Here is a 14573-nt window from a genome sequence, read left to right on the forward strand (position 1 = left end):
GTCCAGGCCATCGTGAACTCCTTCGAATCTTGAACAAATCCGACGGAATCACATCCTACTGAAATCACTCAACTCTTTTTCGGTCAGGCTCTCAGTCCCCTCGAATGAGTATCCCACAAATCATCGGTTACGGCAGGCCGGAGGTGCTATGGCTGGCTGTTTTCGGTTGCAAGGTCGATCCCATCAAGCGCTCACTCATACCCGTCCCGTCGAGACCGCATGACCGGGCCTGATGTAGGCCCTCGCCTTACCCAGCTCCCACTTGCGGATCGCAGCGGGGAACTATGGCCTCGCGCGCTCGTTTTGCATGGTGTCCAAAGGATTCCGAGAATGAAATCGATCCACCTCTTCAGTTTTGTCCTCGTGACGCTGCCATTTTTGGTCGCCGGAGTTGGTCCCGCTTCCGCGATATCGCGCGTAAGCGCGACTAGCCATACGTGCGGGGAGCTTCGCAGCATGATAGCGAGGCAGGGAGCGGTTATTATCACTCATCCCGGATCGCGGGGGTCGGGAACACTCTACGATCGTTATGTTAACGACAGCGGCTACTGCGATCCAAGCGATGTGGCCACCGAAGACTACGTTCCTGCCAAGGGCGGTAGCTGTCGCCTGTATAACTGTCAGACCTACGAACCGACATTCGACAACTGGTGAAAACTTCACCTCCATTGGCCGGCGCCGTGCCTCGAACGAGCGGCGGCCGTGAGGAGGTGACAGGGAATGAGCGGCTCGCCGGAGGTCGGAGACATTGTGGGATCGTCACGATCATTGCCGAATGTGTACTGTCTTCGAAGCTTCTGCCATCCACCTGCAACACCATATTGGAGCGACCCCTTCATCGGAAGAGATGCTTGCCAAGTGTGTCACGAAGTGCACCGACGGCAGGCCCTCTTTGATAGGGCATCGGAAAACGGCGCACTGATCCGACGACGGAGCGACCTCCCGGTGACCAGACAAGCATCGGTTTCTGACTAAGCTTGAGCCGATATATCACCCGGCAAAGGGCGGAAATTCCCTATCTCGCTGGTAAAACTTGAAGACGGGACGATCCAAATCGCTCGCATGACCATCACGGAAACGCCGACCAGCCCTGGCACAGCTACTGTGCCAAGGCTTAAGCCCCGGAGCACTGTGGGATTTTTTCCCACGACCGCCTCTGTTTTTAGGCGGTGCGCCTGACCATTCTGGCGAGAGCAATAAGAATGCACGCGCCGATGAAGCCCGCGATCAGGTAGCCGAGCCATCCGCCCAGGACTACGCCAAAGAAAGACAGGATGAAGTTCGCGACGACCGCGCCGACGATCCCGAGAAGGATGTTCATGAGCACACCCATGTTGCTTTTCATGAACATTTCGGCGAGCCAGCCGGCGAGGCCGCCGATGATGATTGCGGCGATCCAGCCGATTCCTGCGCTTTCCATGTGAAATCCCCTGATAGTGGTTATGGGCCTCGCCGGGCAAATGACGCCAAACGGCCGAGACAGTAACCCTCCAAGGATCGCTTGGTTCCACCGGCGCGTAATTGAGAATGCCCGCTGCCAGGCGGGCCTTCTAATCGTAGGAGACCTTTTGCTCTCGAAATTTCAGCCACGCGAATGTCACATGGAGGGAACTAGTATCAGTTGCGAAGGTTGTCTCATAGGCCTGATAGAAATCCTATCGGGGGCCAAGGAGATCAACTATGACATATTTAATCGCGCGCGGCTCAGCAAACAGAAGGCCAGTGAGGCGGGTCGACGTCTTCCGGCCGAACGCCTGGAGCAATGTTCAGGTTTTGCCGCCCTATAATGTTGATTTGACACTGGCCCCGACCACTCAGGAGCAGATTAGAGCACGCTCAGATATGATTGATCATACTCGAAAGTAGCCAGCAAGTTTTGATAGCCTACGTCCCCCGAAGCCAGAAGCAGGCATCAAGCCGGGTAGCAGTGATCCAGACTTGGGCCTAACTCACCTGTACAAGCAGCATTCGTGATACGGCACAATTGCTGATCAAGGCAAGAACGGCGGCGATGATTGACCGTAAAGGATTCGAATCAGCGAAAGAACTCAATCCGAAGTCTTACCGACGGTGTCTGCAACGAAAGCGCCGCGGTCTCCCATCGGTAAAGGTGACCCGGTTGTGGAATCACGCAGCGTCTGATGCTCAAGTTCGGCGTTGAGTTCTGCTCCGACAATCAAGATGATGACGGATATCCAGACCCACACCATCAACCCGATCAGTGCGCCGAGCGCGCCATAGGTCGCGTTGTAGTTCGCGAAGTTCTCAAGATAGAAGGAGAACAGGATGGAAGCAGCGAGCCATAATAGCGTGCTGAATACGACGCCCCAACTCAGCCATGTCAATTTTGCGCGTTCGCGGCTGGGTCCATACCGGTAGATGGCGGCGATCCCACATCCGATGAAGACGAGGATAAAGGGCCACCGAGCAAAGCGCGCCAGTAGCTCCTGCCAGCGATCGAGCCAAAAATAAGCAAGCAGGGCAGGTAGTACGCCGATAGCCGTAACGAGAGCAATGGCGATAAACAAGGCGCCAATCGTGAACATCAGAGACAAAAGATTGAGCCATAGAAAGCTCCGTTTCTCTTCCTCCTGATAGGCGACGTTCATGGCGTCAAACAGCGCCTTCATCCCGCTATTGGCGCTCCACAGCGCAACGCCGAGGCCGCCGACAAAAGCAAGACTGAGTGCCGCCGGTTTCTGCTGCGTCAATGTTGTAAGCTGATTGAGGATGAGATCGAATGAACCCGGCGGAAATACGCTGGCGAGAAAGCTGATGTGGCCCATGATTGACGTGGGATCGGCGATAAACCCATAAAGAGCGACAAGGGCGGCGAGAGCCGGGAACAACGAGAGCAAAAGGAAATAGGTAACGCCCGCGGCAATCAAGGTGACCCGATCTGCGATAATAGATTCGGCTACGCGCCAGAATACGTCGCGTAGCCCTTTAGCCGGAATCTGGTTTGGAGTATCGGCCTGGCGTCCTCGGTCAGCGCCATCTGCACCTTCAGCGGAATTCGCATACTCGCTGTCGCGCCTTCTCATCGCATCCTTAACTCCTTGTTGCCCCCCCCGCAGGCGACGATTGAAGGACATCTTCCGCGAACACCGCAAAGCGCGCTCATCACCTGTCCTACTGTTCGGTCCCATTTTGTCTCGCACGGTCGACTTCCTCGGCGATCCGATCCTTTGCGGCGTCATGGACGTCGGACGCGACGCTGATAGCTTTGTCGTAGGCGTCCGATGCGATTTCTGTCCCTTGATCGACGAGATCGGAGGCTGTCGCAGCGACGTTGGCCTTGACAGAATCAGAGACATCTCCAAGCGCTTGATCTTCCTGATCGGTGTGCGGAAGCGCTGCACCGATCGCGGCGCCAACCGCGAAAGCCAACGCCCCGCCGACCAAAGGTTGATCTCGAAATTGCTTCAGGATGGCCTCGTTGAGCCGAGTTGACTGGTCCATCAGCGTCGAACCCGCCGTTGATGCTGAACCGGATGCAGAGTTCGCGGCATCGCTGACCTTCTGACCAATGTTGCTTGCTGTATCCTTCAGCTGCTGCCATGTCTCTGACGCCCAGCCTGAGGATGCATCAAGCAGTGACCCAGCTTCATCCGCGATCTGGGTGATCTGCTTGCCGGTCGCATCGGCAAAGCCGCGATATGCCTGTCCTGTCGCATCAACAAAGTTGCCGGCCCGACGGCCGGCGTCGTCCGTCAATGCCTTGAATCGCTGACCAGTGTCATCGGTGAAGTGACTGTAACGCGCACCGTCGATGTCTTCCGGTGGGCCAAGGCGGCGTATTGCACCACGAGCAGAATAGAGAGGATATCTCTGAAGCGATGCCTTATCGGAGGCCGGCGTCATCGACCCGCTTCCCTGCTTAGCCATCAACCATGTCAGGCTGACGCCTATCAACGCGACAGGAAGAGGGTTGGCCTTCAACGCTTTACCAAGATTGCTGACATATTCTCCACCCCCGCTGCCTTTGGCATAGGCGAGCACCTCATCGACGAGCTGTCCAGGTGACATCCGCTGCTGGATAGCATCGATTCGATCTTCAATTCTCTGGCGATCTGCATCGATTTCCAGTTGAATGTCAGCGGAGGATTTTTCCAGTAGGTTGTCCATCACATTTTCTCCTTGACGACGTCGACATCACGACGAAGCGAAGCGCTTGTTCGATCCAGCTTGAAGGTGGCGCCACGCAATGTTGCGATGCCCTTTGAAACCAGTGCCCAGGCGAGGCCCGCTATTACGAGCCCCACGATCAGGGCAGACAACGCGTGCGCGGTCGTTTCCGCCATGCCTTGGTGAACCATAACAGTCGCCAACGCACCGACCACAGCGCTCAACAGAACGCCTACCGCGCCGATTGCAAGGACAAGGCCGATCACCAGCACCTCAACGCCGGTCATAGCTCTCGATACTTTTTCCGAAGCTTCTGTTTTTGCGAGATCGATCTCCTTCCGCAGAAGACCCGAGACGTCGGAGACAAGGCCCCCGAGGAGTTCAGACAAAGGGACATTGTCGGTCGAGCTAACCATTGTTCTGCCCTCCTCGTGACACAACGTAGCTAGCCTCGGGGGACCGGAAATCATCAGAGGCGATCGGCATGGTTGGCGTGGTACCAGAAGTAGGACGACTTGCGGACGCGGTCAGGAATCGGCTTGCTGCCAGGCCCGCAAGGGCCGCAACGCCGAGAAAGGCCAACGGTTGCTTGCGACCAAAGTCCTCGGCCATCGCAGCTATTTCGCGGAGATCACGGCCTTCCATGCTGTCCGCAACTGATCGAACGCTTTCGCCGATTTGCGTGGCATAGCGGCCGATCGACGCCTGATCACCGTTTTCCAGTTCGGCACCCACCTTCTGAAGGGCCGTTGCGATTCCGCCGACCTGGCGGGCGACGAAGGTCGTCTGTTCGGCGACCGTGTCCTCCACTTTCTGCATGGCGTTATCGGCGCCATGTTTGACGGCATCCGTGACGACGGTCACATCGTCACGGACCTTGTCTTCTAGCTCGTGTAGGTCTGTTGATGGGGTCTTGCTTACACCGCCGTCGGCGCGGTTGGATGACGCGACCGATGACACGTCGCCGCCAGGTTTTGAGTTGATGTCGCTGGGCATGGGGATTCCTCCAAAAGGGCAGCGGAACAACCGCTCGCTCCATCCTCAACCAGGGGAATAGGCGTTTGTTCCGTGGCCCCTTGCGAACGATGGTCGCGCCCAGTAACTCGACGTTGCCGGGTCGATCGCCCCCCCAAAAGCAAACCGCCTATTTCTTTAGTTCGATGGGGTTTCGCCGAGCAGCTCAGACAACCGCTTTGCGTTTTTGATGGAATGACCGTCGCGATCGTTGTTGAAATAGACCCACGCGGTCTTGGCGCCGCACTGCTTTATGCGCTCGGCCCACACCATGAGCTCGGCATCGGTATAATCGTGGCGATACCATTGCTTGATCCCGTGAAACCGAACGTAGATGTCATCGGTTGTCCGCACGAGCTGATCCGGCAATCGAGGTCCGCTGCAAGAGCAGAAAATCACCTTAGCTGCTTTGAAGGCGCTGAATACATCCTCATTCCACCAGCTCACGTGACGGAATTCGACGGCGTTCCTGCGACGGGGGTCAAGTTGCGACAATACGGAGCGCAACAATTCGGGACTGTAACGGACGCTCGGCGGCAGCTGGAACAGAAAGCATCCCATCTGCGGCCCGAGAAGGTCGGCGATATAGCCAAAATCCTCGATCAGAATTTTCGTGTCCTCGAACCGCCTGATATGAGTGATTAGCTCGCACACCTTGATCGTATAGACGAACTCAGGGTTTGCCTGCCGGATCCAGGTCTTCACCGCTCCGATTGTGGGCCACGAATAAAATGAAGCGTTGAGCTCGACGGTTTTGAAGTGATCCTGATAGAGCGAGAAATATTGGCTCGACGGGACATTCGCGGGATAGAACTTCGCCTTCCAATGCCAGTAGTACCATCCCGAGCAACCGATATTGATGTGTCCCGCCTGGCGTTTCAAAGTTGCGACTTCGACGCCCTGCGGAGTGGTCAGGCGTGCTTGATGCATTGTGGCGGCCCGATCGACATTCGCTTCACGCTGTTTTTGTCGGCGTGCGGCGCGACGCGCTCGGCGACCTGCGATTTCTTCTTTTGTTCGCTCCACCATTCAAGCCCTTCTTCGCGCCGAGGCATCCGGTAGGCATTCCCTGGCGTGTAGATCGCCAGCGCCATTGTCTACGGAAACGATACTGTCACGCGTTTCCACGCGCTACTCGGCGAACCTTTGGAATGCGCGTTTCACCCGCGGATGGCATTGGTAACCGCCGGGTTAGTCAAAACGGCGTGTTAAACCTTCGACTTCGCGGCGCGAGTCCCCCCGTTCCGGGCCGCTTGCAGTTTTTTTCCTCGCTCATGTTTCTTCCTCTTAAACCTCCTATCGCCCTCGTCGTTCCAGCCCTGGAGGGTCCAGATCGAATGGGCGCTTCCCCGCCCTCCGGAACACCATCCTGGTCTCGGCGTTGTCCGACAAAGGAGAGCAAGATGTCAGATCACAAACGGCCCGAACGACCGCCCGCGGGACGAAAGCATCGTCCAGAGCGGCCCTGGCATTCCCGACGACAGCAGCGCGCCTGTCACCGCGTCGGACAAGGAGATCGAGGAAGCTCGGCGCAAATTGAGAACCGGCGATCATCCCTCCGAGAGCATAGAACTGGAGCGTCAGCTTGAACGCCCAAAGCACGAAACCGCCTGAAGAATTTCCAATTGGAGATACCGCGACGACCTACGTTGCATCCCCGAGCCACGCAATCAATGATCCCGCCAGAGCGGACGACCTTCGGCAGTGTCTGGAAACGGCGCGCAGGCGTCTCGACGAAGTCTCGAAGTCTTCAAATCCCGAAAAGAGCACGATATTGTTTCCTCCTCGGTTGAGGCCGGTGCGCCAGGTGCCCTTCGGCAATCGCTGCAGTGGCAGTAGGTCGCGCAAAACGGTTCTTCGCTCGCTTCGAACCTGACTGCGCCACATCGGCATCCGCCCGTATGAGTTGGTTCATGGCCACGCTCCTTTGCCTCCTCCAGGGTATTTAAGGACCGATCCAGACAAGACAACTTTCGGGATATCCAGCAAAGATTCGGATCGGCGGAACTTCGACACCCTGCAGGGGTTAAAGGGGGCAAACCGGAGGAAACCATTGTGCCAGACGATCCCAAGACCTCGCCCGCAGTGCAGTCGATGGAGAATGAACAGGCACTTCAGCGCGATCGCGCCGCCGACAGCGACCTCGATAAGGGTCTCGAAGATTCCTTTCCAGCTTCCGACCCTGTTTCGATGATCCGCACGACCATTCCTTCCGGTCGAACAGACCCCGAAGAGGCCGAACGAACGAAAGTCAAACCAGATCTCGACCCGCCCGCTTCCCCCGCAAGAGCGGATGCGCGAACTGTATTCGAAGACCTCAAGACAATCATCAAGGAGCGGCCACTCGCTGCCGTGGGCGTCGTCGCTGCAGTTGGCTTCCTTTGGGGTCTCACCCGATAGAGACATTGACGGCGGTGAACCACATCACCAGTTGCTGGTTTGGTGAATGCTTGGTCCTTTCAAGGAGAACCGGGTGATGCCCCTTGTTTGCACCAGCCGTCCGGATCCGGCTCTTCCTATCCGTCGTATCCGATATGTTTCATTTGCTCGGGTGTGTCGCCTGGGGCATCCACTTCGGCACTCATCTTTGGCATGGGCGCCGATTGATCTTTGGTGGTTGAGCGTTCTGATTGGCAGCCTTTTCGATGACCGCCGCTTTCATAAGGAACAATGCATAGACGAGCTGGTTATCGACCGAGGCCAATCACGGTCCTCATGAGGAAACACAATGGCCAATCAGAGCGGCTCATTCGATCAGCATGCGAAAACAGGATCCCAGAGCCATAAAGGTTCGGATTCGAAGAGTGGATCCGACGACAAGCGTGGCGGATCGCAGGACCAACGCGCCAAGGCTGCCGATCAGAAAAAAGCTTCCGGATCCGGATCAAATTCCAAAAGCGAATCCAGCGGTACACGTGGCGGCTCGCACGAGCAGCACGTAAAGGCTGGCGAGCAGAGCCACAAGAATAGCAAATAACAGCGTTGAGCAAGGAAGCAGCCCGCTTCACGCGGGCCGCTCTCACAGCCATCTGCCATATTAATCTCAGCTTCCGGCATTGCCTATTTCGTGGCAGTGTCGTCACCAAAAGACGCGAGTTGCACCAACGCCGCCGTGGCATGATACCGCGGCGGCGTCATCCTCAGGACTTGAAACTCGAGATCGAGGCGTTGAACTTCAACGAAGCCGGTCACGAGCTCTCGATGCTCCGTCATGGCTTTGGAACAGTGTCGTTGATCTCGTCTCGGCGCATGAAACAGCATACCTGCAACATTGCCGCACAGGTACGCCTTGGAGGAGAACTCTGCGGCTTAGCCCCGCTTTGACGAAGACTTCATTCCAACAGATAGTTGATGAAATGCCGGCCCACGCGTCAATCCTTCTCGCTAGCCGGCGCGCCCTCCGGACCCGTTTCCTTCTTCTCGACCTTGAAGTTCGTCATCACGCGCAACGTGACGAACGTGGCGATGGAAAGCACGACGGCGGTCTCATAGGCTCCAAGACCGACCGCTGCGCCGATCGCACCCGTGGCCCATAGGCTAGCAGCCGTTGCGGTCCCCCGGATGCTGGCCTTGCCGACGAGGATCGCGCCTCCGCCGATGAAGCCAACGCCGTTGATTATGCCTTCGACAATCCTTGCCGTTGCCTCGGCATTCTCTTTGGTCACGGTCTCGGCTGCCTGAATGAACCCGCAAGCCGCGATCGCCACCAGTGGAAAAGTTCGAAGGCCAGCGCTTCGTTCGTTGCGCTCGCGATCCCAGGCGATCGGCAGAGCAAGCACGTAAGCAAGGAGAAGCACGACAAGATGTCGGAGGAGGTTCATATGAAACCCGAGGTCAACTATCCAATCCATCACGTCGTTTCCCCACCCGTTTCGATTTGCACGAACATGGGCGGCGGCAACGGTCCTGCAAGCCCGCTCCACCAGGACGCAGCGATTAAACCAAGGACTAACGAACAGACACTAGCGCGTCGGCGACGCGATCAATCCTTCGCGCCTGTGCGTGCGGCCTTGCCACGACCGTTAGTGGCCTGCGTCTTTTCCCCGATCGCGACGGTCCAGCCAATTGCGAAGATTTTCGTGCTCCGAACGCAGGCGCGATCTTCGGTCAGCGGTGGAACCTTGGAAGCATTCAGAGGTTTGCCTGTCGCTACCCCTCACCCAGAAATTGAACGGATCTCAACATGGCAACCGAAAAGACATTAAACGACCTCTTCCTCGACACGCTGAAGGACATCTACTTTGCCGAAAAGCAGATCCTAAAGGCTCTGCCGAAGATGGCGCGCGCTGCCCAGTCTGAAGAAGGCAAGGCCGGCTTCCTACAGCATCGCGACGAAACTCAGGGCCAGATCGAGCGTCTCGAACAGGTTTTCGAACTCCTCGGCAAGCCAGCGCGTGGCAAGACGTGCGAGGCCATCCAAGGCATTCTCGCTGAAGGCGAGGAAATCATGGAAGAGTACAAGGGGACCGCAGCGCTCGACGCTGGCCTCATCTCGTCGGCGCAGGCCGTCGAGCATTACGAGATTGCTCGCTACGGCACGCTGAAGTCCTGGGCCAACCAGCTTGGGATGAAGGAAGCGGTTTCATTGCTGGATGCGACCTTGCAGGAGGAGATCGCCACCGACCGGAAGCTGTCCGTGCTTGCCGAGGGTTCGGCCAATGACAAAGGCTCGCAAAAGACAGCCAGTTGATCGCTGACATCGACACAAGGCCGCCTTTCGAGGCGGCTTTTTGCTTCGTCTCCATGTTGAAAGGAATGTCTCATGGCCAAAAAGCCAGTACCTGCTCAGACTGCTAAAATGGCGGCATCCGCGACGATCCACGACCAGAAGATGGCCCGCGGCAACGGCGGCGAACTTCATCAGGTTGCGGAAGGCGACACGCCTGTTCTTACAACCGCTCAGGGAGGCCCGGTCGCAGACGATCAGAACTCGCTTCGTATCGGCCCGCGCGGGCCGCTGGTCGTCGACGACTTTCATTTCCGCGAGAAGATCTTTCATTTCGACCACGAGCGCATCCCGGAGCGTGTGGTCCATGCGCGCGGTTACGGGGCGCATGGCTATTTTGAAACCTACGAGTCATTGGCAGAATACACACGCGCCGATCTTTTCCAGCGCGCCGGCGAGAAAACCCCGGCCTTCGTTCGCTTTTCGACTGTCGCTGGCAACAAGGGCTCGGCTGATCTCGTGCGCGACGTCCGCGGCTTCGCGGTCAAGATCTACACCAACGAAGGCAACTGGGACCTGGTTGGCAACAATATCCCCGTCTTCTTCATCCAGGATGCCATCAAGTTTCCCGACCTGATCCATGCTGCCAAGCAGGAGCCGGATCGGGCATTTCCGCAGGCGCAGACGGCCCACGACAACTTCTGGGACTTCATCAGCCTGACGCCGGAAAGCATGAACATGGTCATGTGGATCATGTCGGATCGCACGATCCCCCGATCGCTGCGGTTCATGGAAGGATTCGGGGTCCACACGTTCCGCCTCGTCAATGCAAAGGATCAGTCCACCTTCGTCAAATTCCATTGGAAGCCGAAGCTTGGTCTGCAGTCGGTGGTCTGGAACGAGGCCGTCAAGATCAACGGGGCCGATCCAGATTTCCATCGCCGCGATCTGTGGAACGCCATCCAGTCTGGCAATTTCCCGGAATGGGAACTGCAGGTCCAACTCTTCGACCAGAAATTTGCCGACAGCTTCGACTTCGATGTGCTGGATCCGACCAAGATCATTCCGGAGGAAATTCTCCCGCCACAGCCGATCGGCCGATTGGTACTCGACCGCATGCCTGAAAATTTCTTTGCGGAAACCGAGCAGGTGGCGTTCATGACCCAGAACGTGCCGCCAGGCATCGACTTCTCCAACGACCCCCTGCTTCAGGGCCGCAACTTTTCCTATCTCGACACCCAGCTGAAGCGTCTTGGCGGACCGAACTTCACCCATCTGCCGATCAACGCGCCAAAGTGTCCTATGCATAACTTCCAGCAGGACGGGCACATGGCGATGCGCAATCCTGTCGGGCGGACGAATTATCAACCGAACTCGCGTGGCGACGGCCCGCGAGAATCCCCCTCGCGCGGCTACCGCCATTTCCCCGAAGAGGAACAGGGTTCCAAGGCCCGGCTGCGGCCGGAGAGCTTTGCCGACCACTATAGCCAGGCGCGTCAGTTCTACATAAGCCAGACGGGTGCCGAGCAGCGTCACATCGCGGCGGCATTGACGTTCGAACTCAGTAAAGTCGAGATGCCGGTCATCCGCGAGCGGATGGTCTCCCATCTGCTCAATATTGACGAGACGCTGGCAACTACCGTCGCCCAGAAGCTCGGCTTTCAGAAGATGCCGAACCCTGCCGAAGCGGCGATACCCACCCGTCAGGATCTGGAGCCGTCGCCAGCGCTCAGCATCGTAGAACGCGGTCCCAAACGCTTCGAAGGCCGTAAGCTCGGCATTCTTGTCACCGACGGTGTCGACGCCAGGTTGCTGAAGGAACTCGCCGACGCTGTCGTTGACCAGAAGGCCACCTTCGAACTGATCGCTCCCAAGGTCGGGGGCGTTGTAGCCTCCGACGGTAGGCTGATCGAGGCACATCACATGATCGACGGTGGCCCCTCTTTCCTGTTCGACGCCGTTGCTCTTCTGACATCGACAGCCGCGATCGAAGATTTGGTCAACGAGGCAGCGGCACGCGACTTCGTTGCCGACGCGTTCCAGCATTGCAAGTTCATTGGCTACGAACAGTCGGCGATGCCGCTTCTGGAAAAGGCCGGGATCGCCAACGCGCTCGATGAAGGCGTTCTTGCGCTGCCGGGAGAAGATGGGTCTGCAGCATTTGTATCCGAGCTTGGAAAACTGCGTGTCTGGGCAAGGGAACCATCGGTGAAACTTGGTAAGGCCTCACCCCCGCCGAAGTAAGCGCAGGGGCGTAAGCAGCGATTGTGATCACGGCACTAAAAATGCCAGCGAGCCATTTGGAGGAATTCAAATGGCTCGCTCCGTGAAACGACAGATTCAATCAGGCGGACATATCGGAACCATTGCGCAACGTAAGCGTTCTGCCTGCACAACCTATTCTTTTCAAAAGGAGATTCCATCATGGGACGTGGTATTCTACTCTGGCTTCTCGGTGTTCCTCTACCGATCATCATCCTCCTCGCTCTATTCATGCGATAGGAGGAAGACGTTATGTCTCTTTCAGAAACCCGGGGAGAAATGCCCGTCGAGTCATCGAAGTCTGCAATGTCGTGGGGACCGATATTCGGGGGGGCATTCGCGGCCATCGGCATCGCCCTCATTCTTCTCCTGCTTGGATCCGGCGTCGGCCTGACAATGGTCTCTCCCTGGTCTGGACAAAGCAGCTCGGCAACGAGCATCGGAGCGACCGCCGCGATATGGCTGATCGTCGTACAATGGCTGTCTTCGGCGCTGGGCGGATACCTCACGGGCCGTCTGCGCACGAAATGGGCGGCAGTGCATACGGATGAGGTATTCTTCCGCGACACCGCACATGGATTCATCAGCTGGGCTGTGGCCACGGTCTTCGTTGCCGGGTTCCTGGCATCGTCGCTCAGTTCACTGGCAGGAGCGGGCGCGAGCGCGGCGGGGGCAGCTGTTTCTGCCGCAGGCGCCACCGGGGCGGCAGCAGCCTCGTCCTCTTCGAGCGCGCCAGACCTGTCGACATCCTACTTCACTGACGCACTTCTTCGGCCGGAGCGTGCGAGCGCGAATGCCAAGAGTGACGACGGTGCAGCCTCCGCAGAAGTATCGCGAATTCTCATGCACGACGCCGTATCGGGAGAAGTTCCCGATGGCGACAAGACCTACATCGCCTCGATCGTATCTGCACGGACCGGATTGTCTGAAGCCGATGCGCGCAGCCGCCTGGACACCGTTTTGAAGCAGATCGACGACGCCAAGGTGGCGGCCCAGACAGCCGCTGACAAAGCCAGGAAGACCGCTGCGACGACAGCCCTAGTTGGATCGATCTCGCTCCTAATTGGTGCATTCATCGCAAGCGCAGCCGCCGCCCTCGGCGGTCGTCAACGTGACGAAGAGGAAGACTTGCTGGTGACGGGTCGCAGGCCGCTCGCATAACGTTTGGGGTTCCAGTCCCGACGACGACTTGTCGTCGGGATTAAATTCTATTTACCTTGGGGATGCGAACGCTTTGTCGACAACTATTCGGGCCGGGCGGCGGCGACGCTGTAAGATGCGAGATCGATTTCCCTGCATCTCAAAGCAAGAGAGTTCGACAGGGCCTTCGTGTCTCCTCTCGGGGACTCGCCGATAGCGTGCCATTTGATCTCGTAGTGCCAAAGCAGCCTGCCGAAGCTCCGACTTTAGCAGCGCCCGGCACGGTTCAATCCTGTCGGGCATGGGGATCGAACTGCCGCTGCGGCTGGTCCTGATCGGACGGGCTTGCGCGGGGCTGCGTGGCTGCGCCTCGGTTCTATGAAGCGGCTAGCGCGCCCACTCCGGTCGGCGCCAGTGGAGATGTGGGTTGGAGTGACGATGCACGAAGATGCGGTGGAAAAACCGAAGAGGTTGGTTTCTCCCCGTGCACATCGACATATCCCGACGAGCGCGATGCCGTCTAGACAGGCCCAAGAGATGACCGCCAAAGGAGAAAGTGTGATCACTTATGATCAATGACAATGCCCGCTGCCTCGGCGTCGGGACAGGGCACGAGTGGGGGACGTTATCCTGGCGAGGAGGCCACAATGGCAAGATATCTCGACACTTCGCAATCAAGCAGCCTTCCGCCCACACCTGACTTACAGACGCGGATCCGGACCAACCCACGCGTGAAGGCAGTCATGTGGACTCTCGGCGTCGGCATAGTGTGCCTGGTCATAATCGCCGCAGTCGCGTCACATGTCCTTTAAGACCGATCCTTCCAACCCAGTGCGAACAACCCGGCAACCAGGGCAGGTCGGCGAGCGCTATGTGGCGACTGTCGAAGTTGCAGGAACTTGGCAGATTATTGATACTGCCACGGACAGGCCGCGGCAACGAACGGTAAGGAATTCGTGCAACTCCGCAAGCGAGACGCCAAAGAGATCGCCGAAGAGCTCAATCGCTGCAAAGCCGATGGAATACCGAGTGCTCTGCTGTAGCCTGTCGGCGGTATGAGCGGATAAATGCCGGCCGGCCACGGAAGGACCGCTTCCCCTTCACGCGCGTCGCTCAACGATACCGAAGCTGGTCATCCGCTGCTTCGGAGTGCAAACGATTCGCGGCACAAGTGAACCTCCCGTAAGAGGCCCGCGACCCCATGGACGATCACACCGCTCTGCCCCGGAGCGTGACCGACGAAGGCCCAAAGCGTCTTTGAGTTCACGGCCTAGCACTACTTTGGCAGATTAACTCTCAGGTAACGATGATCGGCCATCCTTGGCATTCCAACGAGGGTGCATGGGATGGCAGAGCAGCATGT

General features: G+C 57.8%; 12 protein-coding genes. 5 read left to right on the plus strand and 7 right to left on the minus strand.

The annotated features are described in order from the left end of the window. Positions 1–1162: 1162 nt before the first annotated feature. The 6 genes from EV561_RS35440 to EV561_RS35470 all read right to left on the minus strand — a co-directional run bounded on the left by EV561_RS35440 (position 1163) and on the right by EV561_RS35470 (position 6171). Complete coding sequence (locus EV561_RS35440) at positions 1163–1420, minus strand: GlsB/YeaQ/YmgE family stress response membrane protein (RefSeq protein ID WP_132528545.1); 258 nt, start codon at positions 1418–1420, stop codon at positions 1163–1165. 628 nt (positions 1421–2048) lie between these two features. Further along, positions 2049–3044 carry a YihY/virulence factor BrkB family protein gene (locus tag EV561_RS35450; RefSeq protein ID WP_132528547.1) on the minus strand — a complete coding sequence of 332 codons (996 nt, stop codon included), beginning with the start codon at positions 3042–3044 and terminating at the stop codon, positions 2049–2051. An 88-nt stretch (positions 3045–3132) separates the two neighbouring features. Next, positions 3133–4128: a DUF3618 domain-containing protein gene (locus tag EV561_RS35455; RefSeq protein WP_132528548.1), complete on the minus strand. Its 996-nt coding sequence runs from the start codon at positions 4126–4128 to the stop codon at positions 3133–3135. Then, on the minus strand, positions 4128–4544 hold the full coding sequence (locus EV561_RS35460; protein WP_132528549.1) for a phage holin family protein: 417 nt from the start codon (positions 4542–4544) through the stop codon (positions 4128–4130). The genes EV561_RS35455 and EV561_RS35460 overlap by 1 nt, the downstream gene beginning before the upstream one ends. Then, on the minus strand, positions 4537–5124 hold the full coding sequence (locus EV561_RS35465; protein ID WP_245513246.1) for a nutrient deprivation-induced protein: 588 nt from the start codon (positions 5122–5124) through the stop codon (positions 4537–4539). The genes EV561_RS35460 and EV561_RS35465 overlap by 8 nt, the downstream gene beginning before the upstream one ends. A gap of 156 nt (positions 5125–5280) precedes the next feature. Next, the gene (locus tag EV561_RS35470; RefSeq protein WP_132528550.1) at positions 5281–6171 is read right to left on the minus strand and encodes a DUF72 domain-containing protein; all 891 of its coding nucleotides are present in this window, start codon (positions 6169–6171) and stop codon (positions 5281–5283) included. A gap of 1065 nt (positions 6172–7236) precedes the next feature. On the opposite strand from EV561_RS35470, the gene EV561_RS35480 reads away from it, so the two are divergent. Both EV561_RS35480 and EV561_RS35485 read left to right on the plus strand, forming a co-directional pair. Next, positions 7237–7542 (plus strand): hypothetical protein, encoded by a 306-nt coding sequence (locus EV561_RS35480; protein WP_132528559.1) that lies wholly within the window; start codon positions 7237–7239, stop codon positions 7540–7542. Between the two features lie 328 nt (positions 7543–7870). Beyond that, on the plus strand, positions 7871–8119 hold the full coding sequence (locus tag EV561_RS35485; RefSeq protein WP_132528552.1) for a hypothetical protein: 249 nt from the start codon (positions 7871–7873) through the stop codon (positions 8117–8119). Between the two features lie 394 nt (positions 8120–8513). Here the strand turns inward: EV561_RS35485 and EV561_RS35495 are convergent, their stop codons facing one another. Next, positions 8514–8993, minus strand: a complete 480-nt coding sequence (locus EV561_RS35495; protein WP_132528553.1) for an MgtC/SapB family protein — start codon at positions 8991–8993, stop codon at positions 8514–8516. A gap of 332 nt (positions 8994–9325) precedes the next feature. Here EV561_RS35495 and EV561_RS35500 point away from each other — a divergent pair, with 332 nt between their 5' ends. The 3 genes from EV561_RS35500 (at position 9326) to EV561_RS35510 (ending at position 13231) form a co-directional block, all read left to right on the plus strand. Beyond that, positions 9326–9832 (plus strand): ferritin-like domain-containing protein, encoded by a 507-nt coding sequence (locus EV561_RS35500; RefSeq protein WP_132528554.1) that lies wholly within the window; start codon positions 9326–9328, stop codon positions 9830–9832. A gap of 72 nt (positions 9833–9904) precedes the next feature. Then, on the plus strand, positions 9905–12052 hold the full coding sequence (gene catE, locus EV561_RS35505) for a catalase C (RefSeq protein ID WP_132528555.1): 2148 nt from the start codon (positions 9905–9907) through the stop codon (positions 12050–12052). 270 nt (positions 12053–12322) lie between these two features. After that, complete coding sequence (locus tag EV561_RS35510; protein ID WP_132528556.1) at positions 12323–13231, plus strand: hypothetical protein; 909 nt, start codon at positions 12323–12325, stop codon at positions 13229–13231. Positions 13232–14573 lie beyond the last annotated feature (1342 nt).

The organism is Rhizobium sp. BK376 (assembly GCF_004341625.1).
Lineage (GTDB): Bacteria > Pseudomonadota > Alphaproteobacteria > Rhizobiales > Rhizobiaceae > Rhizobium.